Annotated in this window: 22 protein-coding genes; 6 read left to right on the top strand and 16 right to left on the bottom strand. The window is 55.0% G+C overall.

From position 1 onward, the window contains the following. Positions 1-27: 27 nt before the first annotated feature. The 3 genes from J2I48_RS08675 to J2I48_RS08665 are packed head-to-tail and all read right to left on the bottom strand — an operon-like array spanning position 28 to position 1,794. On the bottom strand, positions 28-609 hold the full coding sequence (locus tag J2I48_RS08675) for a hypothetical protein (RefSeq protein ID WP_207335023.1): 582 nt from the start codon (positions 607-609) through the stop codon (positions 28-30). Next, on the bottom strand, positions 578-1,057 hold the full coding sequence (locus J2I48_RS08670; protein WP_207335022.1) for an NADH-quinone oxidoreductase subunit A: 480 nt from the start codon (positions 1,055-1,057) through the stop codon (positions 578-580). The genes J2I48_RS08675 and J2I48_RS08670 overlap by 32 nt, the downstream gene beginning before the upstream one ends. Next, positions 1,054-1,794 carry a porin family protein gene (locus J2I48_RS08665; protein ID WP_207335021.1) on the bottom strand — a complete coding sequence of 247 codons (741 nt, stop codon included), beginning with the start codon at positions 1,792-1,794 and terminating at the stop codon, positions 1,054-1,056. Before J2I48_RS08665 ends, J2I48_RS08670 begins: the two co-directional genes overlap by 4 nt. Before the next feature lie 296 nt (positions 1,795-2,090). On the opposite strand from J2I48_RS08665, the gene J2I48_RS08660 reads away from it, so the two are divergent. Then, entirely contained in the window at positions 2,091-4,514 is a 2,424-nt protein-coding gene (locus J2I48_RS08660; RefSeq protein ID WP_207335020.1) for an ABC transporter permease, read from the top strand. A 27-nt stretch (positions 4,515-4,541) separates the two neighbouring features. Here J2I48_RS08660 and J2I48_RS08655 read toward each other — a convergent pair whose 3' ends face one another. From J2I48_RS08655 to J2I48_RS08635, 5 genes are all read right to left on the bottom strand, one after another. Next, complete coding sequence (locus J2I48_RS08655; RefSeq protein ID WP_207335019.1) at positions 4,542-5,099, bottom strand: YqgE/AlgH family protein; 558 nt, start codon at positions 5,097-5,099, stop codon at positions 4,542-4,544. Positions 5,100-5,218: 119 nt separating this feature from the next. After that, positions 5,219-5,806 (bottom strand): DUF4230 domain-containing protein, encoded by a 588-nt coding sequence (locus J2I48_RS08650; RefSeq protein ID WP_207335018.1) that lies wholly within the window; start codon positions 5,804-5,806, stop codon positions 5,219-5,221. Positions 5,807-5,851: 45 nt separating this feature from the next. After that, positions 5,852-8,902: an FAD-binding and (Fe-S)-binding domain-containing protein gene (locus tag J2I48_RS08645; protein WP_207335017.1), complete on the bottom strand. Its 3,051-nt coding sequence runs from the start codon at positions 8,900-8,902 to the stop codon at positions 5,852-5,854. An 84-nt stretch (positions 8,903-8,986) separates the two neighbouring features. After that, positions 8,987-9,439 carry a lipocalin-like domain-containing protein gene (locus tag J2I48_RS08640; RefSeq protein ID WP_207335016.1) on the bottom strand — a complete coding sequence of 151 codons (453 nt, stop codon included), beginning with the start codon at positions 9,437-9,439 and terminating at the stop codon, positions 8,987-8,989. Between the two features lie 127 nt (positions 9,440-9,566). Then, a complete protein-coding gene (locus J2I48_RS08635; protein WP_207335015.1) occupies positions 9,567-10,484 on the bottom strand; it encodes a nucleotidyltransferase family protein in 918 nt (305 codons plus the stop codon). 212 nt (positions 10,485-10,696) lie between these two features. On the opposite strand from J2I48_RS08635, the gene J2I48_RS08630 reads away from it, so the two are divergent. Further along, positions 10,697-11,926: an MFS transporter gene (locus J2I48_RS08630; protein WP_207335014.1), complete on the top strand. Its 1,230-nt coding sequence runs from the start codon at positions 10,697-10,699 to the stop codon at positions 11,924-11,926. 54 nt (positions 11,927-11,980) lie between these two features. Next, a complete protein-coding gene (locus J2I48_RS08625; protein WP_207335013.1) occupies positions 11,981-13,195 on the top strand; it encodes a sterol desaturase family protein in 1,215 nt (404 codons plus the stop codon). Positions 13,196-13,222: 27 nt separating this feature from the next. Here the strand turns inward: J2I48_RS08625 and J2I48_RS08620 are convergent, their stop codons facing one another. After that, a complete protein-coding gene (locus J2I48_RS08620) occupies positions 13,223-14,059 on the bottom strand; it encodes a DUF2306 domain-containing protein (protein WP_207335012.1) in 837 nt (278 codons plus the stop codon). A gap of 86 nt (positions 14,060-14,145) precedes the next feature. Beyond that, positions 14,146-14,733, bottom strand: a complete 588-nt coding sequence (locus tag J2I48_RS08615) for a Crp/Fnr family transcriptional regulator (RefSeq protein WP_207335011.1) — start codon at positions 14,731-14,733, stop codon at positions 14,146-14,148. Positions 14,734-14,816: 83 nt separating this feature from the next. On the opposite strand from J2I48_RS08615, the gene J2I48_RS08610 reads away from it, so the two are divergent. After that, complete coding sequence (locus J2I48_RS08610) at positions 14,817-14,963, top strand: hypothetical protein (RefSeq protein ID WP_207335010.1); 147 nt, start codon at positions 14,817-14,819, stop codon at positions 14,961-14,963. Positions 14,964-14,972: 9 nt separating this feature from the next. On the opposite strand, the gene J2I48_RS08605 is transcribed toward J2I48_RS08610, so the two are convergent. Together J2I48_RS08605 and J2I48_RS08600 are read right to left on the bottom strand one after the other, a co-directional pair. Next, positions 14,973-15,911, bottom strand: a complete 939-nt coding sequence (locus tag J2I48_RS08605; protein WP_207335009.1) for a helix-turn-helix domain-containing protein — start codon at positions 15,909-15,911, stop codon at positions 14,973-14,975. Between the two features lie 8 nt (positions 15,912-15,919). Then, entirely contained in the window at positions 15,920-16,912 is a 993-nt protein-coding gene (locus tag J2I48_RS08600) for an aldo/keto reductase (protein ID WP_207335008.1), read from the bottom strand. A gap of 253 nt (positions 16,913-17,165) precedes the next feature. On the opposite strand from J2I48_RS08600, the gene J2I48_RS28745 reads away from it, so the two are divergent. Then, entirely contained in the window at positions 17,166-17,288 is a 123-nt protein-coding gene (locus tag J2I48_RS28745; RefSeq protein ID WP_510186076.1) for a DUF8507 family protein, read from the top strand. A gap of 186 nt (positions 17,289-17,474) precedes the next feature. Here J2I48_RS28745 and rnr read toward each other — a convergent pair whose 3' ends face one another. The 3 genes from rnr to lipB all read right to left on the bottom strand — a co-directional run bounded on the left by rnr (position 17,475) and on the right by lipB (position 21,335). Continuing rightward, the gene (gene rnr / locus J2I48_RS08595) at positions 17,475-19,976 is read right to left on the bottom strand and encodes a ribonuclease R (RefSeq protein ID WP_207335007.1); all 2,502 of its coding nucleotides are present in this window, start codon (positions 19,974-19,976) and stop codon (positions 17,475-17,477) included. Between the two features lie 125 nt (positions 19,977-20,101). Continuing rightward, positions 20,102-20,464 carry a hypothetical protein gene (locus J2I48_RS08590; RefSeq protein WP_310587264.1) on the bottom strand — a complete coding sequence of 121 codons (363 nt, stop codon included), beginning with the start codon at positions 20,462-20,464 and terminating at the stop codon, positions 20,102-20,104. 145 nt (positions 20,465-20,609) lie between these two features. Then, positions 20,610-21,335, bottom strand: a complete 726-nt coding sequence (gene lipB, locus J2I48_RS08585; RefSeq protein ID WP_207335006.1) for a lipoyl(octanoyl) transferase LipB — start codon at positions 21,333-21,335, stop codon at positions 20,610-20,612. Between the two features lie 162 nt (positions 21,336-21,497). Here lipB and J2I48_RS08580 point away from each other — a divergent pair, with 162 nt between their 5' ends. Further along, on the top strand, positions 21,498-22,613 hold the full coding sequence (locus tag J2I48_RS08580; protein WP_207335005.1) for a Gfo/Idh/MocA family protein: 1,116 nt from the start codon (positions 21,498-21,500) through the stop codon (positions 22,611-22,613). A gap of 5 nt (positions 22,614-22,618) precedes the next feature. Here the strand turns inward: J2I48_RS08580 and J2I48_RS08575 are convergent, their stop codons facing one another. Next, positions 22,619-23,635, bottom strand: a complete 1,017-nt coding sequence (locus J2I48_RS08575) for a CPBP family intramembrane metalloprotease (RefSeq protein ID WP_207335004.1) — start codon at positions 23,633-23,635, stop codon at positions 22,619-22,621. Between the last annotated feature and the right edge of the window lie 72 nt (positions 23,636-23,707).

Raw genomic sequence — 23,707 nt, 5'->3', positions numbered from 1 at the left:
GTCGAGGGTATATAGCTAACTATCAGATCATTGATTCTTCATTAATCGCTGTTGAGCGTCGTACAGAAACGGCTCTAATCGGAGCCTGATGCTACGGTTAATAGTTTCTGGGTCTGACCCCGCAGGCCGTATTACGAACCGCGACGTATTGCCAACCAGGTGTCCGGCTACCATGCCGATCAGGGCACCAGCACCGGTGGCGAGTATTGTGTTGACGATTGCAAGCGAAGGCGAACGAAATTGATTTTTCTGACTAGTAGCTACTTCGGCAAAACCCGCAAGCAGTCCTCCTACTATTGCTCCACTGATTCGGCTCCGTTTTTTGCTGGTCCGCTTTACAATCACGCGTTTAATATCGGTAAAGGCAACCGTGTTCCAGGGAGCACCACGGCTGCTGAACGATGCCCGTTCAGTATCGTTAGCTACCGTCAGGGTTGAATCGGTCAGGTAGTCAATAAGCCCATACAGCCGTTCGCCGCTGTTCAGTATAACCTTAATCTTGTATGATTCCTGGTAGACAGGCTGGGCGAAAAGAGCGGCATGGCCCAGGCTGAGCAAGAGTGCAAGCAGTGGTACGTTAAGGTGTGGTCGGGCGTTTATAGCGTTCATTAACCTGCTCATAGAGGGCAGTAGGCACCTTCGTCTCTACCGTTGGAAGTTGGGGTTGTGGCTTTTCCCAGTCAAGATAGCCTTTAGCCCAGGCGTAGGCCAGTCCGAGCGCCAATATGAGCACAAAAACGACGGCTTCGGTGAGGGCAAACCAACCCCAGCGGCCATCGGTTTCGGCAATGAGCGTGGGCTGACCAAAGACCGTTGCCCACGGAAACAGCAAGACCAGTTCGACGTCGAACAAGACAAAAACCAGCGCTATGACGTAGAAACGGGGATTGAACTGCACACCCGCGTTGCCCACCGGTTCTTCGCCCGACTCGTAGGTGGTTAGCTTCTCTTCATTAGGCCGGTCGGGCCGCAATAGTTTTCCGAACAGCAAAATACCCCCAATGAACGCAAACGCGGTCAGAATAAAGAGTAGCAGGATGCCGAAGTCGGAAATCACTTTTTATAAAAGTTATACACCAGCGAGAGTTGGAAGGCGCGGTTCTGGAGGGTGCTGTTGACGGTTTCGGGGATCTTGGTCAGGCCGTAAACGTAGCGGACGTTCAGGCTGAACTTGTCGAGCATATCCAGAAAATCGTAGTGAACGCCAAACGCAATACCCGTGTCGCGGTTGGTTTGGGGGCCGTTGGGGGTCTTTAGGGCAAAGCTAAATTCCGGTCCGGCCTGCAACGTCAATCCCTCGGTGGGCATGTAGCCCAGCATGAGAGGCACGCTAATGTAGTTGAAGTTGTTTTCGGTCGTGATCCGGTTGCTTGAGCCGATGGCCAATTGCTGATACGTACCTCCTTTAATCTGAAAGAGCAGTTCGGGCTGAAGCACGAATTTGTAAAACCGGTAGCGATACATGACCCCCAGGTGAAAGTCCAGCTTGCGCTTCACAAACGTAGGCGACACCCCGTCGATGGGCGATTCAGTAAGCGAGGGACCTATTTTAAACCCGAAATGCCCGTCGAATACGCGGGCACTGGGGCCGTAGCCGCCGGGGGCCAATTGCCCTTTTCTGAGCTTGGTAGTGGGTTCGGGAGCCTCAGCCGCCATAGTCTGCGACAAGGGTGCGGCAGCGGCGGTAGCCGACACGGCGGGGGTAGTAGCTACTGAATCAGCAGGGGTCTGAGCCAACGCCGCCAGGGGCAGACAAGCACTCAGCAAACAAACAAATACTTGATGGATACGCATGAAGGGAAGTTGAAACAGAAGACTCTCTTCCGAAGATTCTCTTCTAACGCCAAACGTTGGCAGAGTCACTTACAAAGTTGGGGTAAAAAAGGTTAAGAAACGTTTCCAAACCCATACTGGGGGCTGAATGACATGTCCGTTCCAGGACTGACATTGTCCGTTTTGGGACACTCACACCAGCAAGAACAGCCAACAATGGCCTGCAAAGCCCGATTTGGGCATGTATACTAGCTGGCACTAGATTTGGTCGACCAGATCATAAGCGTTTTTTCATAGCCAACAACGCGTGTCTACCCATGATCGGAAACTACATCAAAACGGCCGCCCGCAACTTGCTGCGTAACAAGCTGTTCTCTGCCATCAACATGGTTGGCTTGGCCATTAGTATGTCTGTCGGCTTACTGCTGATCGCGTTCCTGCTCGACCTCCGCTCCTACGACAAGTTTCACAAGAACGGAGAGCGGATCTACCGCATCACCAGTTCGCTGACCGAAAACCAAGAACAGCGCGGCAAATTCGCCACCGCCTCTATAAAGGCCGGTAAGCTGATCCGGCAAAAAATGAGCGGCATCGAGGACGTGGCTGTTCTACGCAACGACTTTGCGCAGGACGCCGTCGTTGGTACCACCACGCTGCCACTCAAGGGGTTCTGGGCCGACCCGTCTGTGTTCAACGTCTTCACGTTTCCGATGCTGGAAGGCAACCCCGCAACGGCGCTCAAAGACCCGTATTCGATTGTGCTCACCCAAACAGCCGCCAAAAAGCTCTTCGGCAATGCCTCGGCACTAGGTAAAGCGCTCACCATCAATGCATTCAATTACCAGGTAACCGGTATAATGAAGGATGTCCCCTTCTTTTCGCACATCGACTTTGAAGCGCTGGTATCGCTGTCTACAGCCGAGCAACTCAGCAGGAGCAATGACAAATTCGAGAAATGGACAAGCATGTCGGCAAACTACGTGTACCTCCTGCTGCCGGAACATGCCGACATACCGTCCATCCAGTCGCAACTCGATGCCATTGCCAGGGAAGAAAACCTGGCCGAGGCCGATACAAAAATCCAGCTTGGGCTGCTTCCCCTGTCTGACATCGTGGTTGGCGAGAGTCTTCGTCGCTCGGAGGGGGGTGGTTCCAGTGGCCCACACATGCCCCCGGCTGTGCTCTGGATACTGGCCGGATTGGCCCTCGTGGTGATTCTGTCGGCCTGTTTCAACTACACCAACCTGTCGATGGCGCGGGCCATGCGCCGGTTTAAGGAGGTAGGCCTTCGCAAAGCCATTGGTGCCGGAAAAGGCCAAATCTGGCAGCAGTTCCTGATGGAAGCTATCCTGATTTCCCTGGCTGCTCTGCTGCTATCCTACCTACTGTTTCTGGTTCTGCGGCCACAACTCTTAAGCCTGGCTCCGGAAATGCAGCGTACCGTAAAGCTGGAACTGACGCCCGCTACGGTCATTACTTTCATCGTGTTTTCGGTCATGGTAGGCGTTGTTGCCGGTTTCATGCCTGCGTTCTTCTTTTCAAAAGTCAGCGCCATCAGTACGCTCCGAAACGTGTCGTCGGCGAAGGGGTTTAAGTATGCGACACTCAGGCGGGCTTTGGTCGTTGTTCAATATACGCTCACCCTGATTTTCATTACCACCACCGCCATTGGCTATGTGCAGTATAAAAACATACTTGCCTTCGACCTGGGGTTTCGCACGGAAAATATCCTGAATATCAACATGCAGGGTAACAAGCCCGATGCACTGCTGAAGGAACTGGGCGAGATGCCGGAGGTAACGGCCCTGTCGCGGTCGCTGATCATCACGAGCATTGGCAATGCCTGGGGTGGCTACATGACCAGTGCCGATTCGCGCGATTCGGCACTGGTGATGACTAACCACGTCGACGAAAACTATTTGCCGCTGCACGGGTACAAGCTCCTTGCCGGAAGTAATTTCCGGGCACGGCCCGCCACCGCCAATGCCGTGAGTGAAGTGATTGTGAATCAGCAGGTTTTGAAACGATTTAACATCGCGACCAACGACCCGCAGCAGGCAGTCGGCCAGCAGATCACGTTTAGCAATTTCCAGTTGCACGGGCGCAAGATGACCATTGTTGGGGTGATAAAAGACTTTCACTACGGCAAGGTCGATAACCTCATCGAGCCGGTAGCTTTTATGCCCTGGACACCCGAAGACAGGGCCGTTGTCAATGCCAAAATCCAGACCACCGATATGCTCGCCACGAGGGCCAAACTAGAAGCTGCCTGGAAGAAGATAGACCGTATACACCCCTTCGAGGCTGAGTTCTATGACGACGCCATCGAGGCTGCCTACAGCGAATTTTCGGCCATAATCAAGATCATCGGCTTCCTGTCTATTCTAGCTATCTCTATTGCTTCGATGGGCTTATTTGGCATGGTGGTCTTCACCACCGAAACCCGGCTGAAGGAAATCAGCATCCGCAAGGTGATGGGGGCAAGTCCAGTTAACCTTGTCTACCTCTTGAGCCACGGTTTTCTCGTGTTGCTGTCCGTGTCGGCACTGATTGCGCTGCCTGTGACGTACCTCTTCTTTGAACGCGTGGTGCTCACCAAATTTCCCTATCACACCCCCGTGCGGGGTGCCGAGGTGTTTGTTGGCTTGCTGATGGTGCTGCTGATTGCCTTCGTCATGATCGGGTCGCAAACCATTAAGGCCGCCAGACGCAATCCGGTCGATGTGCTGAAAAGCGAATAGGGGCTACGCCATCTTACTCCCGTCGCGTCAATTGAGCCGGGGGTCTACGGGGTAGTTGGAGAGGACTTTGTATTGGCCGCCCATGCGCTTGAGAATGCCGCGCCAAAGCTGGTCGGCGGGGGTGTCGAAGAGGAAATCGGCGTCGGTTTTGGTGATGATCCAGGTCTTTTCGTCCAGTTCACGCGTTAGCTGCCCCGATTCCCAACCCGAATAACCAATGAAAAAACGGGCGTCGATTTCGGTGAGTGTACCGATGTTGAGGGCCTGTTTCACCTGCTCGAAATTACCGCTCCAATAGATCCCTTCGCCCAGCGGAATAGATCCGTCGATAAGGTCGGGGCGGCGGTGGATGTAGTGGAGGGTGTCGGGCTGAACGGGGCCACCCACAAACAGCGGAATGTCGGCGTAGATATCGTCGATCACGTCGCTGACGTTGAGCGTGGTGCTCTGGTTGAGGATGAGCCCGAAGGTGCCATCACCTTCGGTATGTTCACAGACCACCACCACACTCCGCTCGAAGTTGGCATCGCCCAGAAAGGGTTCGGCAATCAACAGGCTATTTCGGGCAATGGTCGATGTATTCATAACTGGCTATGTGCTGCTTACACAAGAATACGGGAAACTACCATTCAGAGTGGCATGACAATGAAAAAATTAGTAACAGGTCCAAGCCGGTCTTTCGTGCTCACAATGAGGCGGTTGGCTTATTGGTCACGTACCACAACGCCCACACGTTTACCCGTTAGCTGCGTTAGCATGGGTCGCAGCAGCAGCACGGCGTTCTGTGCAGTCTTGTCCAGAATACCACTCTGCAACGCCGATGCCCGCACCTGCTGCTCGGCCCGACGGTAGGCATCGCTCACGAGTTGGGCTTCGTTCAGAAACGTGTAGTCGGTGTCATATACGCGAGACCGGTCGTGGTTGATTTTCCAGGTGCATAATTCCGGCTTGGGCAACCGAATCGTGAGCGAATCGCCCTGCGTAATAAGGTCGGCGGGGGTCAGCTTGGTCAGGTCGACGCACCCCACGGCTTCGCCTTCTACAATGAGGACGGCGCGGGCGTTGGGCAAAATGGCGTTAACCTGCTCGTGTTCCACGATGTCTTTAAACGTGTAGCGCACCAGTTCCAGCTTGCCCAGGGCCGTGACGCGCTCCAGCACCACACTGTGCGTAGTTTGGTCAGGCTGCCGGGTGAAGCGACCCATAAACGGCATGGTGCGAATTTGCTCCCAAACGGCCAGCAACCCCACAATCAGCAACCCCCACAACGCAAGGCGAACGAGTTTATTCATGGGGACAAGATAGAGGGTAGTTTTCAGAAGGTTGTCTTCTGAAAACTACCTTAGTGCTTCCCACAGCACCTCGGCGGGGTGAAGGGCGTGGCGGGCGGTGCCGTCTTTGATTTGGTGACGGCAGGAGGTACCCGGCGCGGCCAGGATAACGTCGGGGGCGGTGGCGCGCACAGCTGGGAACAGGACCAGTTCACCAATCTGCATAGAGAGGTCGTAATGCTCTTTTTCGTAGCCAAACGACCCCGCCATGCCGCAACATCCTGAGGGAATCACGTTGACGGTGTAGTTGACGGGCAACCCCAGTGCCTGCGTTACGGGTGTCATGGTTGAGAGGGCTTTTTGGTGGCAGTGACCATGCACATAAACGGTGCGGGCATTGGTGGTAAAGGCCTCTGGACCAATGCGTCCGGCCTCCAGCTCGCGGGCTACCCATTCCTCAAACAGGTAGGTGTGCTGGGCAATGCGCCGGGCGTCGGCTTTGAGGTCGTCGGGTACCAGGTCGGGATATTCGTCGCGGAAACCCAGAATAGCTGACGGCTCGATGCCCACCAGCGGCGTTTGGGCCGAAACCAGGCTACGAAGGGCCATTACGTTCTTGACCGCAATCTGTTTGGCATCGTCCACCAACCCTTTCGAGAGGTATGCCCGGCCACTTTCGGCGTGTTTGGGTAGCTCAACCGTATACCCCAGCCGCTGCACCAGGTCAATCGCTTTCTCCGCCACATGCCCGTCGTTATAGCGGGTAAACTCATCAAGAAAAAGCAAAAGCCCCCCCTTTGGAGCGGTACCGCGGCCGGGTCCAGGTTGGGGGGCTGTAAACTGCTTCAGTTGTGGCATGGTGCGGTCGGGGTGGAAGCCTACGAGGCGGTTGGCGAGGCGGCGCAGGACCGGCGTGTTGTATATGGCGTTGTAGGCCCAGGGCACGTAGCTAGCTAGCTTCATCAATGTCGAAAAATTGCCAATGAGCCAGGACCGCACAGACACGCCGTGGTCATTGTGCAGGGTGTTCATAAACTCGGCCTTCATCCGGGTCATGTCTACGCTGCTGGGGCATTCCGACTTACACGCTTTGCAGGAAAGACATAGGTCAAGCACGTCCTTAATCGTATCATAGTCTGCATCGGTGGCTTTTTCCGGCGATGTATAAAAATGCCGGAGCAGGTTGGCCCGTGCGCGGGTGGTGTCGTGCTCACGGCGGGTGGCCATAAAGCTGGGACACATCGTGCCACCCGACAGTTCGGTCTTGCGGCAGTCGCCGGAGCCGGAGCATTTTTCGGCGGCTTCGAGCAGTCCACCCTCACGCGAGAAGTCGAAAACAGTCTTTGGCTGGGGCGTAATGACGTCGGCTTCGTAGCGCAGAAACTCGTTCATGGGTGGAGCATTGACCACCTTGCCGGGATTGAAAATACCCTGCGGGTCCCAGAGGGCCTTTACATCCTGGCAAAGCTGGTAGTTTTCGGGGCCAAGCATATAGCTGATAAATTCGCCCCGCAGCCGCCCGTCGCCGTGTTCGCCGGAGAGTGAGCCGCCGTATTTCTTCACCAGTTTGGCGGTGTCGGCCAGCAACGCCCGGAAGATCTCACGCCCTGGCGTCGATTTCAGGTTGATCAGGGGCAGCACGTGCAGTTCGCCCGCGCCCGCGTGGGCCGAAAACTCAAGGTCGAGGCCGTGGTTGGTCTTGGCCATTGCCGTCAGCTCGTCGATGTAGTCGGGCAGGTCGGCGGGGGCCACGGCGCAGTCTTCGATCACGTTGGCGGGTTTTTCGGCACCGGGAATATTGTACATGATGCTGAGACCCGCCTTGCGCAACGCCCACGGCTTTTTGGTGTCGTCGCCGTAGAGAATGGGGTACGCAAAACCCAGTCCCTTGTCCTGTAAATCAGCCACAAACGCTTCGGCTTTAACCTGGACACTAGCTAGTTCATCATCGAAAAATTCCACCATCAGCACCGCTTTGGGGTCGCCTTCGGTGGGGTGCGTTTGCACGAAGGTGCGGTTTTTAGCCTGCTCAGTGTTGGTTTTGGTCAGTTGCAGAATGTAATCATCCACCAGTTCCGACGCCCAGCAGCCGTGTTCCAGCGCCACCAGATTAGCCTCCAGCGACTGCCGCAACGTGCCAAAATGCGCACACACCAACGCCACCTGCGCGGGCGGCAACGGCAGCAGGTTCAGCTTCGCCTCAGTAATGAAACAAAGCGTGCCTTCGGAGCCGGCGATGAGGGAAGGAAGAAAGAGGGAGGAAAGGGGAGAGGGGGAGGAAAGGGAGGAGGGGGAAGTCGAATGAGTAGTTTGTGCAACACGAATTTCTGACGCGACAGCCTCCCTCTCTTCCCCCTCCTCCCTTTCCTCCCCCAAAAGAGCATCCAACGCGTAGCCCGTATTGCGGCGCGAGACGTTGGGGTTGGGGTAACCGTCGCGGATTTGCTGGCAGATTTTGGGGTCGGCGAGCCATGTGCTAACCTGTTGATAAATAGCCTGTTCCAGCGGACTAACCACGTTCTCGCCCCGGCATTTCGCCCTAAACTCATCGTCGGTCAGTTGGCCGAAGGTGACCTCGGCCCCGTCTGAAAGCACGGCCCGGACTTCGAGGAGGTGGTCTCGGGTAGTGCCCCAGACGATGGAGTGCAGCCCGCAGGAATTGTTACCAATCATACCACCGATCATGGCCCGGCTGGCGGTGCTGGTTTCGGGACCGAACATGAGGCCGTGGGGACGCAGGGCCACGTTGAGGTCGTCGCGGATAACGCCGGGCTGCACTCGTACCCAACGTTCGTCGGCGTTGATTTCCAGAATCTTATCGAAATGTGTACCAATGTCGGCCACGAGTCCGCTGCCCACTACCTGCCCCGCCAGCGAGGTACCCGCCGCACGGGGTATCAGGTTGATCTTGTTGGTTTTGGCAAAGCGCACCAGCCGCTTGATGTCGGCCACGGTGCGTGGAATAGCCACGGCCAGGGGTAGCTCCTGATACACTGACGCATCGGTAGCGTAGGCCATCCGAATGGCCTCGTGTTCGGTGGAATTGTTGAAATACAAATCACCCTCAAACGATTTCTGAAGGGCAGCAAACGGCAGCTTCGGCGTGATCTTAAACATACAGTAAAGATCGCGTTAAGGAAAGGATTAATGTACATTGTTCATTATGCCGCATCGGCGGACCGATTGTACATTAATCCTTTCCTACTGCTTCTGGTAAGACATCAGTATGCTTTTGACGTTGCTCTTATTGGGCTTGCCGGGCTGAGCATCGGCATCCATTACCCACATCATGGTATTGCCTGAGAGGGTCACCGTGTAGGTTACTGCCGGGAGCTTGGTAGACGCGCTTGGGGTGATGATCAGCTGGTTACCCTTCAGTTTGTAGCGGGCATCGCCCATAAATTGGTTAGCCATAACACCTAGCCGTTTTTGGCAATCGGCGGGAATGGAGGTCTGCTGTATGCCCGATGCCAGAAACGTATACGTGATGTTGTTGGTACAAGGCATCATTTTTTCGGTCATCGCCAGCATGTCCATCATCGATCCGTCTTTATTGGTCACAATGGCGCCCACCCGTTTCCAGGTACCCACCACCGACTGCGCCATGCCAGACAGCGTGATAAACAGGCAAAGGGAGAGGAGGAGGGTTTTCATTGGGGGGAAGGTAAAGGTTAATGTACAATGTACAATGCGGTCCGACGGGTCGGCTTCGCGCCTCGTGCCGGAACGCCATTGTACATTGTGCATTATACCGCATCGGCGGACCGATTGTACATTAATCCTACCACAACCGCTCTGGATAGGCCCCGCTGTCGTGGAGGCGCTGGAAGGATTTTTTCACCGTGGGTTTGTCTTCGGGGTAGGTTACGCCAAACCACTCCGACTGACTGCGGAACACGCGGCAGGCCCCCTCGTTGGTCTGAATCAGTTGCGTCACGATGGTGGGGATGTAGAACTCGGCTTTGGGGTTATTGACGTTGGCGCGGGCGTAGGTCTCAAACTGGCGCTGGGTGTGGTCGAAAACGCCCGTTTTGAAGCCCCAGAAGTTCATCGATACGGGCGTGGTGGGGTCCAGGGGTGTCAGGCCGTCGGCTTCTTCATACACAATCACGCCTTCTTGTCCTTCATTCTCTACGGCTTTGCGGTAAATTTTGGTCCGCTCAATCACCGACGTCAGGTTGTCGTGCTCATCCGTAGCGCATACCCCGCGCGACACCGAACCAAACTCGGAGAGCGTGTTTTTTACCTCGTAGCCTACCATGGCGTGGAGGCTGTCGTTGGTATCGTGCTGAAGAAACTGGCTCATAACGTCAAAGGCCTGGTGGCCGTAGAAATCATCGGCGTTGATAACGGCAAAAGGCGTGTGGGTGTGGTCTTTGGCGCAGAGCATGGCGTGGCCGGTACCCCAGGGCTTGGTCCGTTGCACAATGCCCAAGTCTTCGGGCACGTATGAGAACAGGGCCTGAATGGCAAAGTCGACCTCGATTTTTCCGGTTAGTTTGGGCAGAAAAAGGGCCTCGAAGTCGGCGCGGAGTTCTTGGCGGATGATGAACACCACCTTACCGAAACCGGCCCGGATGGCATCGTAGAGGGAATAATCAATGATCGTCTCGCCGTGGGGCCCAAACTGATCGAGTTGCTTTATGCCCCCGTAGCGGCTGCCCATGCCGGCGGCAAGGATTAACAGAGTTGGTTTCATTGAAGGAGCAATGGGATGTTGGAAATTGGACGCTGGACGTTGGACGCTGGATGTTGGATACTGGATATTGGACGGTCTGTCTTACATCCAGCGTCCAGTATCCAACATCCAGCGTCCAACGTCCAGTATCCGGCGTCCGGCATCGAACAAAGGTACGGCCGGGGTGGCTTGGCTGTGGCCCGTTTACCATTTTTTCCGGCTTCCTTTGCCGTATGTTTCAAGGCCGACTGCTGCATATCTACGCCATTATCTTTCTCGATGTTATCGTAGGGTCCATTATTGGGCCGGTGCTGCCGCAGTTTGTGCGCGGGCATAGTAACCCTCAATTATGGCTGGCGCTGGGTACGGCCCTGTTCTTAGGTGTCCAATTGGTGTCGGCTCCGCTGCTGGGTAAGCTCTCTGACGGGTACGGACGTAAACCCATCTTCCGACTCTCGGCCGTCGGCACGTTTCTCGCCGACTGTCTGCTGCTGCCCGTACGGCTGGGTTCGCAGTTGGCCAACCGGTTTAGCGACGGCCTCACCAACGGGCTGTATGCTACCGTCCGCTCGGCCATTACCGATATTTCGCCCACCGATCAACTCTTCAAGAATCTGGGTATTGAGGGGGCCATCATCTCGCTTGGGTTCGTTATTGGTCCGGCCATTGCGGGTTTGCTCATCACCGTTCTGGACCTCACCGACCCTGTTGAGCAAGCCAGATATGTGGTGACGATGGCCGTGGGGCTGTCGGGCCTAAACGTGCTGCTGAGTTTTTTGCTGCGCGAAACCCATCCCAACCCCGGCAGTGTGTCGCGCGAGGCATTAAAGACGGCCATTGTGCAGTCGCTGAATGTGAGCACCATGCTGGCACGGCTTCGGCAGAAAGACCGCGACCACCCCGGCCTGCTCAACCTGGTGCTCACGCAGGTGGCCCTGACGGGCGCTATTGGCTACTACAACTATTTTGTGGCCTATGTCAGCCTAGGCCCCTTGCAGATGGGCACCAAAGACATTTCGTACTTCTTCATGTATTTCGGCGGGCTGAGCGTGGCCATCAGCTACGGGTTCTTCGGCTTTCTGGCCGACCGGATTAACCAGCGGCGGGCCATTTACTGGCTGGCGCTGGTGGGCGTGCCCGTGCTGGCGGCCTATGGCGTGGTGGGCACGTCGCGGCTGTGGCTTTACGTCATCATCACCATCGACTGCCTCACCTACTCGCTCATTCAGGGGCTAATTGAAGGCCTGATGGCCCAAAAAACCACCGACACCGACCGAGGCGAAATCTTCGGGCTTAACCAGGCCATGCAGGGGCTGGCCAGTTTTGGCACCACGCTCGTCTTCGGCCTGCTCTCTATCGTAGATCTCCGCCTGCCCTTCGCCTGGTTTGCCGCCTGCCTGGGTGTGGTGGCGTGGCTGGTGCGGCAAAACAAAGACGAACCCAAAACGGAGGTGGTTAACTGACGATTTTCATCGTTAACTTGCTGGTTATAAACCTATGACAGACTCCCGCAGACTATGAATTTCAACCCGGTCATGCTGGCCATTCCGTTCTTTTTCCTGGCCATGGGAATCGAGATCTGGATTGACCGCTACCAGCAAACCAAGCTGTATCGCCTCAATGATTCCATCACCAACCTTAGCGCGGGCACGTCGCAGCAGGTGGTGGGTATTTTTTTGAAGGTCATTACGTTAGGCTTTTACGAAGTCATATACACCAAATTCGCTCTGTTTCACGTACCTCATACGTGGTGGAGTTGGATAGTAGCGTTTTTTCTCTACGACCTCTGCTATTACGTGGCCCACCGTATGAGCCACGAAGTAAACTTGTTCTGGAGTGGCCACGTGGTGCACCACCAAAGCGAAGAGTACAACCTTTCGGTAGCCCTGCGCCAAAGCTGGTTTCAGGGTGTCTGGACCGCCCCGGCCTACATCCCAATGGCCCTGCTGGGTTTCGACACCACCCAGCTTATTGTGGTGGGGGGCTTCAACCTCATCTACCAGTTCTGGATTCATACCGAACTTATCGACCGGATGGGGCCGCTGGAGTGGTTTATGAATACGCCCTCGCACCACCGCGTACACCACGGTCGCAACCCCAAATACATCGACAAGAACCACGGGGGCACGTTTATCATCTGGGACCGGATGTTTGGCACCTTCCAGGCCGAAGAAGAAAAGCCCGTCTACGGCATCACCACGCCCATCAATAGTTGGAACCCCGTCTGGGCCAATTTTGCCCATTACGAACAGATCGGCCTGCAACTTCGCGACGCGCCCAAGCTAGCTGACAAACTGAAGGTGCTGTTCTACAAACCGGGCTGGGACGCTAAAATGGCCGTTTATCACCCCATTCCCGTTGTAGACCGGACCAACTACCAGAAGTTCGACACGCCCCTGGTGGCGCAATCGGTCAACTGGTATGTGCTGTTTCAGTACGCGCTCATGACAATGGCCACATTCCCGTTTTTGCAGTTTCAGGGTCTGCTCACCTGGCCCCAGAAAGCCCTCATTGGTGTGCTCATCGGGGCAACGGTGGTCAACTTCGGCTGGTTTTTTGAGGGACGTGCGTGGGCATATCGGGTCGAGGCGGCGCGGCTGGTGGTTAGCGCGGGCGTAGCCGTCTGGCTGCTTTTGCCGCTGGCGGCGGGAGTGTGGCTTAGTATCGGTGTGGGGGTGGCGCTACTGATCTCGTTGATTTGGCTGTGGCGGTTATCTGGCAGCAAGCAGTAGGCAGCCACGGCGCGCGGTGACGGCGCGTTACAAGTTAGGCAGCCACATGCCCAGGGTAGCCCCCACAATACCAATGCCCATAATAAGTGTGCATAGGAAAATAACACCCGCCACAAACAGGCTAAATAGCTTAAGCTGCCTTCTCTGGGCGTATAAATACAGTTCCAGCACAAGCAACGACAGCGGTATGGCGTAGGTGAAGATGGATAGAGCCGTGAGAAAAGGGCCGGTGAAGGTGTGAGGATCAAACCCCACTGGCCCGCCGTTGACCAATAGCCAGAACATGAGGCCCACTCTGAAAAACCATACCCCACTGACTACCATAAACAGCCGCAGCGCCCAGACCCTGTGCGGGGCAAATTGACGGGTTCGGGCATAGTGGATGGCTAGTAAGGCAAACGCAATGATGTACAGCGCCTGAATGCTGATGCTGACGTGCTGCGTGGCGTCGCCTACCGTACCGCGTGTCCAGGTCATAAACAGCCCCAGCGTGCTGACTACCAAAGCCGTAACTATATACGCCCGGCCGAGCCAGCGATGAAACCGCGGCACCCGTTGACGGAGTTGCGGCAGCAGTTGCAAGGGTCCACCCATGACGAGGATAGCCGCCAGCAGCACGTGCATACCTACCGCCAGATTTCCCTTCCAGTCGCCGGCAACGTAGCCGTGGGGCAGGACTTTATTCCACCGCTCAAAATCGCCTGCCAGGGTAGATTGGCCATAAAACAGCAGGATATACACCCCAAATAGCCATTGCCCCGCCGTGGCTACAATCAGCCAACTGGTGGCTGCAAGGGTCAGTAATCGGGTTTCGTAAGGCGGCTTCGCCGCTTTGGGCAGGAGAACATCGTTGTCGGTCAGCATGGTCGAACGGTCGTTAAGATTCGCTCAAACGTAGAGCCGGCCACGTCGATGCTGCGTAGACAAATGTCTAATAGGGATGAACGGTTTTAATTGGGGGTAGTCTCGCGCCGCAGCCTGCTCAGATGTCGCTGGGTAATGCCCAGATACGACGCGATGTAGCGTAGCGGCACATACCTGATAAGGGTTGGGTAATCGATTAGAAATTGCCCATACCGATCCTCGGCGGTCAGGTTGATGAGGTTGTGCATCCGTTTTTTGTTGTCTTCCAGGTGCTTTTGCAGGATCAGGATGGTGTAGTCTTTCTGGGTAAGGCTGTGCGCCGCCCCCGCATCGACATCGTCGCGGCTGATACGCAGCAGTTCGCAATCCGTGATGGAGTGCAGGTTTTCGTTGGAAACCGAGCGGTTCATGAAATGGAAATACGAAGTAAAAAAGCGCGAACCATCGTTGAGATCGGTCGTGATTTCATTGCCGTCATTGTCCAGGTGGAAGTTTCGCAGGTAGCCCGAAACGACAAAATTATGGTGTTGGGGCACGTGCCCGGCAGGCTCGATGATGGTGTTTTTGGGCACAAAAACAGGCTTAAATAAGCGCCGGATAGAAGCTTTGTCGGCATCGGGCAAGATTAACGTCTCGGCGATGTAATCGAACAGTTTTAGGTAGTAGTGTTCCACACAGAAAAGATACGAATATAGCTGACTGTTTGTGGTGATCGTCGGACGAAAAACTCGCCCGTGCCAGTGGCCACATCGCCTTTGTGGGTATACTCATGGGGCCGTCGGCACCCATTGCTACGGGTCTGATTTTGATTCGGAGCCTGCGCATCACGGGCATTCATGTGGGTAGTCGTGTTATGCTTCTGCAAAGCGGTGCGCATTTCGGCAAAATCGTGGTGCGGCTATAACGTCAATGCTCACTGCACCGAAATCCGGAAGGCAGCCGGGCTGAGGCCAGTCTTGTTTTTGAATAGCCGACTGAAATACTGCGGATACTCGAAGCCCAGTTGAAAGGCCGTTTCGTTGATCGTCAGCGAGGTAGAGAGCAGCAGTTGCTTGGCCTTGTCAATCAGGGCGTGGTGGATATGCTGCTGCGTATTTTGCCCCGTCAGGGTGCGAAGCATGTCGCTCAGGTAAGCAGGCGACACGGCCAGTTCATCGGCGAAATACTGCACTGTAGGCAGCGGTCTGGTGCCCTCCTGCGCGAAATAGGCCGTCAGCAGGGCTTCAAAACGGGTCAACAAACTGTTTTCGCCGTGGCGGCGGGTAATGAACTGCCGGTTGTAGAACCGGTTGGCGTAGTTGAGCAGCACCTCCAGTTGCGACACCAGCACGTCCTGACTGAAGGCATCAATGGGGCGTTCGTATTCGGTCCGAATACCCGCCAGCAGTCCATCGAGCATGGTCTCTTCCTGAGCCGACAGGTGCAGGGCCTCGTGCAAATCGTAAGAGAAGAAGCTGTAGCTCGCCATTTTTTTGGCCAGCGGGTACCGGGCAATCAGGTCGGGGTGAAACAGCAGCATCCAGCCCGTTACCTCCGAAATATCCAGCGACGGATCTATGGTAAACACCTGACCGGGGGCCGAAAAACCCAGCACCCCTTCGCTGAAATCGTAGGGCTGATGCCCGTAGTAGAGCGTCCCTTTCAGGTTACGTTTCAGAAACACGGTGTAGAGTTGCGGCACCACCGGCGTGTACAGCCGCGCCCACTCCTCAGCCGTGAGCGCCGCCCGAACACGGGTCGTACTCAGGTCAAGGATCGTGAGCAGCGGGTGCAACGGCGCGGCCATCTCGTAAAACCGCACGTAGTCAGATACGGTGTTGAGTACCTGAAAATCGTTGACAGGATGCTTCATATGTTGGTTTAGCCAAAGACCGGATAGGCATCACCAACGGCACTACCCACGGGCATAACCGCTTCCATTTCAGTTAGTTCAGCGTCGGTCAGTGTCAGGCTGGCGGCGTTAACATTGGCTTCTAGGTACTTGCGGCGTTTGGTGCCGGGAATAGCCACTACGCCTTTGGCCAGCACCCAGGCCAATGCCAGTTGTGCCGACGTGATGCCTTTGGCCTCGGCAAAAGATTTTAGTTTCTCCACCAGTTCCATGTTTTTGTAGAAATTCTCGCCCATATAGCGGGGAAAATACCGCCGCGAATCAGACGCCTCAAAATCGTCCGGCGACTTGATTTCGCCCGACAGGAAACCCCGCCCCAGCGGTGAATACCCAACAAAACCAATGCCCATCTCGCGGGTAGCGGTCAGTACGCCGTTTTCTTCCACGCCCCGGTCGAACAGCGAATATTCGGTTTCGATAGCCGTGATGGGATGCACTGCGTGCGCCCGCTGAATGATGTCTACCGGCACTTCCGACAGGCCCAGATAACGCACCTTGCCCGCCGTAACCAGCTCAGCCATAGACCCAACCGTTTCTTCAATGGGTACGTTGGGGTCCAGGCGGTGGAGGTAGTACAAGTCAACATAATCGGTGCCGAGGTGTTTCAGCGACCGGTCAATGGCCTTGCGCACATACTCAGGCCGACCGTTGATACCAAAATTCCAATTACCGGCATCGTCAATGTCGAAACCAAATTTGGTGGCGATGGTAAACTGATCGCGCTTACCGGCAATGGCTTTGCCTACGAGTTGTTCGTTGTGAAACGGCCCGTATATGTCGGCGGTGTCGAGCATGGTTACGCCCAGTTCCAATGCCCGGTGAATAGTGGCAATGCTTTCGGTGTCGTCCATAGCGCCGTAGATCGTTCCGCCCGGTGTCCCCGACATGCCCATGCAGCCCAGTCCTTCCACTGGCACCACCAGCCCCTGACTACCCAGGGCCACTTGTTTGATCGTATTCATACGTTGTGTTGATTCCGTTTTGTACACCACAAAGGTCCGGCTATCACGGGCGGCAGGGCCTATACAAATTGTGGTTTGTTCAATACAAAACGGGTTTCTACTGAAAACCAGCCCTTACCATGTTTCGGTTATCTTTACTCTTATAAAGTAAATAGACGTGCTTATGACTGCATCACGTGCTCCGCTTAGCAATCTTCAGATAGAGTTACTACGGCTGTATGCGCATCAAATTGACGAAAAGGATTTGCTGTAGATCAAAGAGCTGATAGGTCAATACTTTGCTCAACGATTATCAAACCAGGCTGATGAAGTCTGGATACGTAATGGCTGGACTGATCAGGATATGGACGCAATCCTGAACGACCCTAATCAGTAAGATTGGCTGATTATTTGGTCACCAATGACCGACATTTCGAGGTGTTATTATCCATTCCATTTCCTCCAATTCGACCGATTAGGGCAGAAGAATTTCTAGAATTGCTAACTACAGCATAAAAGACAATCAATATCAAAAAGCCCGCTCCTGAATACAGGAGCGGGCTTTTTGGTAGGAATTAGTGGATTACCGTCCCCGGCCTCCCCGGCGGTTTTGGCCTTTGGGGGCGGCACCTTTGTTCGATTTGGCGGCTTCGCCAATGGCTTTGGCGCGGCCCCCGGTGGTGGCTTTGCGACCGCGGGCAGCGTTGCGCTGGCTGTCGTCGCGGCGAGAGCGGCCCCCTTCGCGGCCACCCTGTGATGCCCGGATGAACCCACCGTCTTCGGCAGTTTTGGCTTTGTCGCTGATGAGCGTGAAGTCGATGCTGCGGCGGGCGAGGTTGGTGTCTTTAACCTTCACCGTCACCTCGTCGCCGAAGGTGTACATCTTCTTGCCCTTACGGCCAATGATGCGGTAATTGTCTTTGTCGAACTCGTAGAAATCGTCGTCCAGGTCCTGCATCCGCACCAGACCCTCGCAGCTGTTTTCGGGGATTTCCACGAAAAAGCCAAACTCGGTTACGCCCGCAATCACGCCTGCAAACTCCATGTCTTTAGGCATGTTGCTCATAAACTCCACCTGCTTGTACTTGATGCTGGCGCGTTCGGCTTCGGCGGCGGCTCGCTCGCGGTCAGAGGCATGCTTGCAACGGGCCTCCAGCGTCTCGCGATCTACGGTCCGGCCTTTGTCGAGGTAATGTTGCAGCAGCCGGTGAGCCATCATGTCGGGGTAGCGCCGGATGGGCGACGTGAAGTGCGAATACCGCTCGAACGCCAGGCCAAAGTGCCCCAGATCTTCGGTGCTGTACCGCGCCTTCGACATAGTCCGCACGGCCAACTGCGACAACATGCCCGCCTCTGGTTTGCCTTCAATAGCCTCCATAAAGCGGTTCATCGACTGCGACAACTGACTGCCATCCACTTTCAATTTGTACCCCAGCCGACCCGCAAATTCTGATAATGTGCGCAGGCGGTCTTCGTCGGGGCCTTCGTGCACGCGGTAAACCATCGTGTTAGGCTCCGCCCCGCGCGACAGGCTGTGCACAAATTCGGCTACGCGCTTGTTAGCCAGCAACATAAACTCTTCGATGAGCTTGTTGGTATCCTGCCGAATCTTGGGAATTACGGCCAGCGGCACCCCGTTCTCGTCCAGCTTAAACCGTACTTCGGGTGTCTCGAAATTGATGGCCCCGTGCCTGAACCGTTCGTCGCGCATTTTGTGGGCGAGGCCATTCAGCAGGGTCAATTCTTTTACAAAATCACCCTGCCCGGCGTCCAGAATACCCTGCGCTTCTTCATACGAAAACCGACGGTCGGAGTGAATGGCCGTGCGACCAAACCATTCCTTCACCAGCTTCGCCTCGGCGTTCATTTCAAACACCGCCGAGAAGGTCAGTTTATCTTCGTTGGGCCGAAGGGAACACACGCCGTTCGAGAGTTTTTCGGGCAGCATCGGCACCACGCGGTCTACCAAGTACACCGACGTAGCACGTTTGTAAGCTTCTTCTTCCAGTTCGGTGCCGGGTGTAACGTAGTGGGTAACGTCGGCGATATGGATACCAATTTCGTAATTACCATTGCCTAAGTACTTGACAGACAAGGCATCATCGAAATCTTTGGCATCGACCGGGTCAATCGTGAATGTGGTAACGTTCCGAAAATCACGGCGGTGTTCCCTGATCTCAGCCTCGTCAATCACTACTGGAATTTCTTCTGACTCTTTCTCAACGTCGGCGGGGAATTCTACGGGCAAACCGAACTCAGCCAGGATGGCGTGCATCTCGGTATCGTGCTCCCCAGCCTTGCCTAGTACAGAAATAACCTCACCCGTAAAATGGCCATCGAGATCGTCGCTGTCGGGGTAGGTAGTCAGCCGCACGATTACTTTTTCGTTGGCTTCGGCCGTGCCCCGCTTATCGTCGGGGATAAGAATATCGTGGTAAATCCGGCGGCTGTCGGGCGTCACAAACAGGTGTTTACCATGCCGTTCCAGCGTCCCGACAATGTCGGGTTTGCCCCGTTCGGCAATGCTTACCACGCGCCCCACAATGCGCCGGGCCATTTGCCGGGTGCCGCGCTGCCGCGAATCGCTGAAGGCAATGACGCGCACCTTGTCGCCGTCGATGGCCCCGCCGAGGTCTTCGGCAGGTACCCAGATATCGTTGTCCCGATCTCGGTTGCCGTTGTCGGGCACCACAAACGCAAACTTGGCGTTGACGTGCTCTACGGTTCCCAGAATGGTGTTCTGGTTGGCGTTGAACTGATACCGCCCGTCGGGCAGGCGCGTGAGGCGGCCTTCGTCGAAGAGTTCGCCCACCAGGCCCTGAATCATCAGTTTCAGCTTACGGTCGTCCGCGTCAAAATTCTCGACCACGTCCATGGTGCTCCATTGGCCGGTGTTGTTGATCTCAAAAAAGGCTGCAACGTCGTTTTTTAGTTCGTCCAGGTACGTATTGGCGTGGCCCAAGGTCTTGGCAGGCCCGGAGGCTGGCCCAGCGGGCCGTTTGCCATACCCCCCACGCGTCCCCTGACTGTTCCGTGATCCGGCCGTCGAGGGTGCTTTGGTGTATTTGTTGTTTTTGGGTTTCATTTAGAAGGGTTTGTCATTTGGCTTCGCCGTCATTCGGTGGTCATTAACTAGTCATTAGTTGTAAAGACAATGAATGAGAGCCAAGCGAATGACCACTGAATGACGGCGAAGCCAAATGACAAACCTTAAACATGTAATATACCCTCCAGCCCAAGCACCGGTATATTGACCAGGTGTGCTTCAGTGATGCTGTCGGGCACGAAAATGAATTTTTTGTCATAGATCTGAGCGCCAATATAATAGCTGACCCAGAACTCATTGTTTAAGTGAAAAACGTCGGGCATGATTGACTCTACGATCTCATACGCCCCTGGTTGCAGGTCGACGAAGTAATGACGAAGTGTAGCTGTCTTTTGCACCTCACCGTCCTTTTCGCCGTACCCACTCGATGTAACAAACACATTATGAATAGGTTGGTCATTCTGGTTAATCAGATACACCTGCCATTCGTACTGATTCAGTTCAGTCAATTTCCGGGCCACAACCACCTATATGCCCTCAACGGGTAAGAAAGGGATGTCTTTTTTCATGGAAAGAAAAGAGTCCAAAGTTCAATCTTTAAAGTCCAAAGTTGCTTCCTTAGTTACTGTATTACGCGGAGCAACATTAGACTGTAGACATTGAACTTTAGACCTAACCGTTCATCTCAAATAAATCTAGTAAATGCCGTTGCAGCCGTTCCGTCACCTCGGCCATAGGCACCGGGTGGCCCAGTTCCTGCTGCATGGAGGTCACGGCTTTGTCGGCAATGCCACAGGGAACAATATGAGAAAAATAGCTTAAGTCGGTGTTCACGTTCAAGGCAAAACCATGCATCGTTACCCAACGGCTTGCTTTCACGCCCATCGCGCAGATTTTGCGCTCCGGTCCGCTCGGTCCGCCGGAACCACCCAGCCATACACCCGTCAGGCCCGAAATACGTCCGGCCTGGATGCCGAAATCATTGAGGGTCAAAATAATAGCCTCTTCCAGCAGCCGCATGTAGCGGTGAATGTCGGTGAAAAAGTTGTCGAGATCCAGAATAGGGTAGCCCACGAGTTGGCCCGGCCCGTGATAGGTGATATCGCCACCCCGGTTGATGCGGTGGTAGGTGGCACCAATCTGTTTCAGAAAGTCATCATTGGCCAGCAGATGGCTTTCGTGGCCGCTCTTGCCCAGCGTATACACGTGCGGGTGTTCGCAGAAAAGCAGGTAGTTGGGCGTAGGCAGCTGCTCGTCGGGTGGAAGGGTGCGGTTGGCGATTTTCCGGGCAACGGTGTCGGCAAAAAGCCGCTCCTGCTCATCCCAGGCAGCCTGATAATCGACCAGGCCAAGGTGCTGAATCTGAACCGTTTTGTTCTGATGTGTAGTGGTAATCATACTGCTTAAAGAACACCAAACGGGTAAAGGGGGTTCGGACGGGCAATTTTAGGGGGTATCATGGGCCAGGCCAGTAATCCGGCTGGCGGTCCGTTGGTGTAAATGCCCGCGTGCTTCATACCGAATTGGTATAGTATTACCCGAAAGAGCAAATTACCACGTATGGAACGTTACCCTCGCCGACATTTTTTGCGACAGATGGGTGTAGGTGTCGGGGCTTCTGCCGTGGCATCTGTACCCCAGTTGCCTGGTCTAACCGCCCCCCATGTTTCCAAAAAACTAAACGTAGCCCTCTGCGGATTGGGCCGGTATGCGGGCTATTTGGCCGAGGGGCTAGCCGTGTCGAACTACTGCCAGTTGGCGGGGCTTGTATCGGGCACACCGGCCAAACTGGAGCAGTGGCAAAAGCGATATACCATCGCGCCGAAAAACTGCTACAGCTACCAGGATTTCGACAACATAGCGACCAACAAGGATATCGACGTGGTGTATGTGGTGGTGCCGAACGGGCTGCATAAGGACTTGACAATTCGGGCAGCAAAGGCGGGCAAACACGTTATTGTGGAAAAGCCAATGGCCGTTTCGGTGGCTGAGTGCGAGGCCATGATTGCGGCCTGCAAGGCAGCGGGTGTGCAATTGGCAGTAGGCTATCGGCTACATTATGAGCCTTATCATCAAGAACTTAAGCGATTGGGGCAGCAAAAAGTGTTTGGCCAGGTACGGCTCATCGAGGTCTCGCTGGGCTACCACCTGGACGGTATCCCCCCCACCGACTGGCACCTGAAAAAGGCGTTGTCGGGGGGTGGGCCGCTAATGAACCTTGGCGTGTATTGCGTACAAAGCAGCCGCTATGTACTTGGCGAAGAACCAATTGCCGTGACCGCGCAGTTTGGTCCGGTGCAGCATAAAGACCTGTACCGCGAAGTAGAAGAAAGCGTTACGTGGCAACTGGAATTTCCATCGGGGGCCATTGCCACATCCACGAGTGCCAACAACATGAGTGTAGATCGGTTTTATGCCGCTGCTGATACCGGTTTTTTTGAACTCAGTCCAGCAGTGAGCTACGGGCCGTTTCGGGGTCGTACAAGCGCGGGCGAGCTAACCTTTCCCGACATTAATCAGCAGGCGGCACAACTGGATGGCATTGGGCAGGTACTGCTAGCCAACCAGCCGCTCCCCAACCATATTGCTGGAGTTGAAGGCCTGAAAGACCTTCGGGTCATCGAAGCCATTTATCAGGCCGCCAGAACAGGGCAGCGCGTACGCCTAACCGGGTAATTGGGTTAATGTAGCTGCCAAAACGCGGCGGCTTCCATAAGCCAGGCAATACCGATGTGGATAAAAAGCCCACCCCAGATGCTGCGCGTAGACACGGCTAAAACGCCTAAAATGTACCCGCCAAACAACGACGAAATGGTCTCGCCGAGGGGACGGCCAAAATGGATGGTGGCATACCAGACAATCATGGGTAGAACGGGTCCGGGCCGCGCTAGGCCGCGCTGCGCTATGGCAGGTGAGGTCAGGTAGGCGGGTTGGGTAGTGACCTCGTTCTCAGTCTGCGGACTACCAGTCCGCAAAACATAGCTCAAGCCAATAATCAGGAAGCCTCTGAAGATCAGTTCGGTAGGCACAAAATCCCATCCATAAGCTAGTTCGTAGCCGAAGGCCGTGAGCCACTCAGGTACGTGCAGGGCTTCATGAGGAGTGAGATTACGGTAGGTGGGGTACGCTTCCAGGAAATCGGGCTGGAACGAGGCAAACAGGATGATCGGCACCATGAGGCCCAATAGCATCAGGTATACCAGCAGTCCCTTGCGCTTGGGTTTCAACCCATAAAAGCCGCTCTGATTTTTATCGACGAAGAGGTAGTAAAGCCCTAGCGGCAGCACAATGGTCAGGATCGAATGCAGGTTGCTAAACACCTTGTAGGCATACAGATACAGCCGATAGTCGCTGAACTGTTGCGCCCAATCGACGTACCCGGCAAAGCCTGCATAGTAGGAAAACACCACCAGCGCCACCAGCGTATGAAGCCAAAACCGCGGGTTGCGCCAGATATCCAGTCGGTGGTGAAATTGGCTCCAAAGCCAGAACGCGCCGTAGTAGGCCGTGGCGTACATGCCGAAGTACCAAACTGGCCGCCAGGGGCTAAGTGGCTGCGCATCAATCAGTCCATTTTCGAGATGTAACGTGTAGTTGATCGCAATCAAAACCGCCACCCACAACGCCGTAAGGGCATATAAAGCTAGTTTAAAATCAGCCCGGAGATATGCCCGAATGTCGCGGAGAAGTTCAGTCAACGGGGAAATTATTTTGTGGTTTGATGTATGTCTGACGGAGCGTTGCTCCGTTTTCTGCGTTGAAACAAACGG

The sequence above is a fragment of the Fibrella aquatilis genome, assembly GCF_017353255.1.
Taxonomy (GTDB): Bacteria; Bacteroidota; Bacteroidia; order Cytophagales; family Spirosomataceae; genus Fibrella; species Fibrella aquatilis.
This window is presented reverse-complemented; position numbering and strand designations above follow the sequence as displayed.

Bases quoted from the DNA above. Each gene is read 5' to 3' on its own strand.
- J2I48_RS08675 (WP_207335023.1), bottom strand. From the start codon at position 609: ATGAACGCTATAAACGCCCGACCACACCTTAACGTACCACTGCTTGCA.
- J2I48_RS08580 (WP_207335005.1), top strand. From the start codon at position 21,498: ATGGAACGTTACCCTCGCCGACATTTTTTGCGACAGATGGGTGTAGGT.
- J2I48_RS08665 (WP_207335021.1), bottom strand. From the start codon at position 1,794: ATGCGTATCCATCAAGTATTTGTTTGTTTGCTGAGTGCTTGTCTGCCC.
- lipB (WP_207335006.1), bottom strand. From the start codon at position 21,335: ATGATTACCACTACACATCAGAACAAAACGGTTCAGATTCAGCACCTT.
- J2I48_RS08640 (WP_207335016.1), bottom strand. From the start codon at position 9,439: ATGAAAACCCTCCTCCTCTCCCTTTGCCTGTTTATCACGCTGTCTGGC.
- J2I48_RS08630 (WP_207335014.1), top strand. From the start codon at position 10,697: ATGTTTCAAGGCCGACTGCTGCATATCTACGCCATTATCTTTCTCGAT.
- J2I48_RS08635 (WP_207335015.1), bottom strand. From the start codon at position 10,484: ATGAAACCAACTCTGTTAATCCTTGCCGCCGGCATGGGCAGCCGCTAC.
- J2I48_RS08620 (WP_207335012.1), bottom strand. From the start codon at position 14,059: ATGCTGACCGACAACGATGTTCTCCTGCCCAAAGCGGCGAAGCCGCCT.
- J2I48_RS08600 (WP_207335008.1), bottom strand. From the start codon at position 16,912: ATGAATACGATCAAACAAGTGGCCCTGGGTAGTCAGGGGCTGGTGGTG.
- J2I48_RS08655 (WP_207335019.1), bottom strand. From the start codon at position 5,099: ATGAATACATCGACCATTGCCCGAAATAGCCTGTTGATTGCCGAACCC.
- rnr (WP_207335007.1), bottom strand. From the start codon at position 19,976: ATGAAACCCAAAAACAACAAATACACCAAAGCACCCTCGACGGCCGGA.
- J2I48_RS08660 (WP_207335020.1), top strand. From the start codon at position 2,091: ATGATCGGAAACTACATCAAAACGGCCGCCCGCAACTTGCTGCGTAAC.
- J2I48_RS08645 (WP_207335017.1), bottom strand. From the start codon at position 8,902: ATGTTTAAGATCACGCCGAAGCTGCCGTTTGCTGCCCTTCAGAAATCG.
- J2I48_RS08625 (WP_207335013.1), top strand. From the start codon at position 11,981: ATGAATTTCAACCCGGTCATGCTGGCCATTCCGTTCTTTTTCCTGGCC.
- J2I48_RS08650 (WP_207335018.1), bottom strand. From the start codon at position 5,806: ATGAATAAACTCGTTCGCCTTGCGTTGTGGGGGTTGCTGATTGTGGGG.
- J2I48_RS08605 (WP_207335009.1), bottom strand. From the start codon at position 15,911: ATGAAGCATCCTGTCAACGATTTTCAGGTACTCAACACCGTATCTGAC.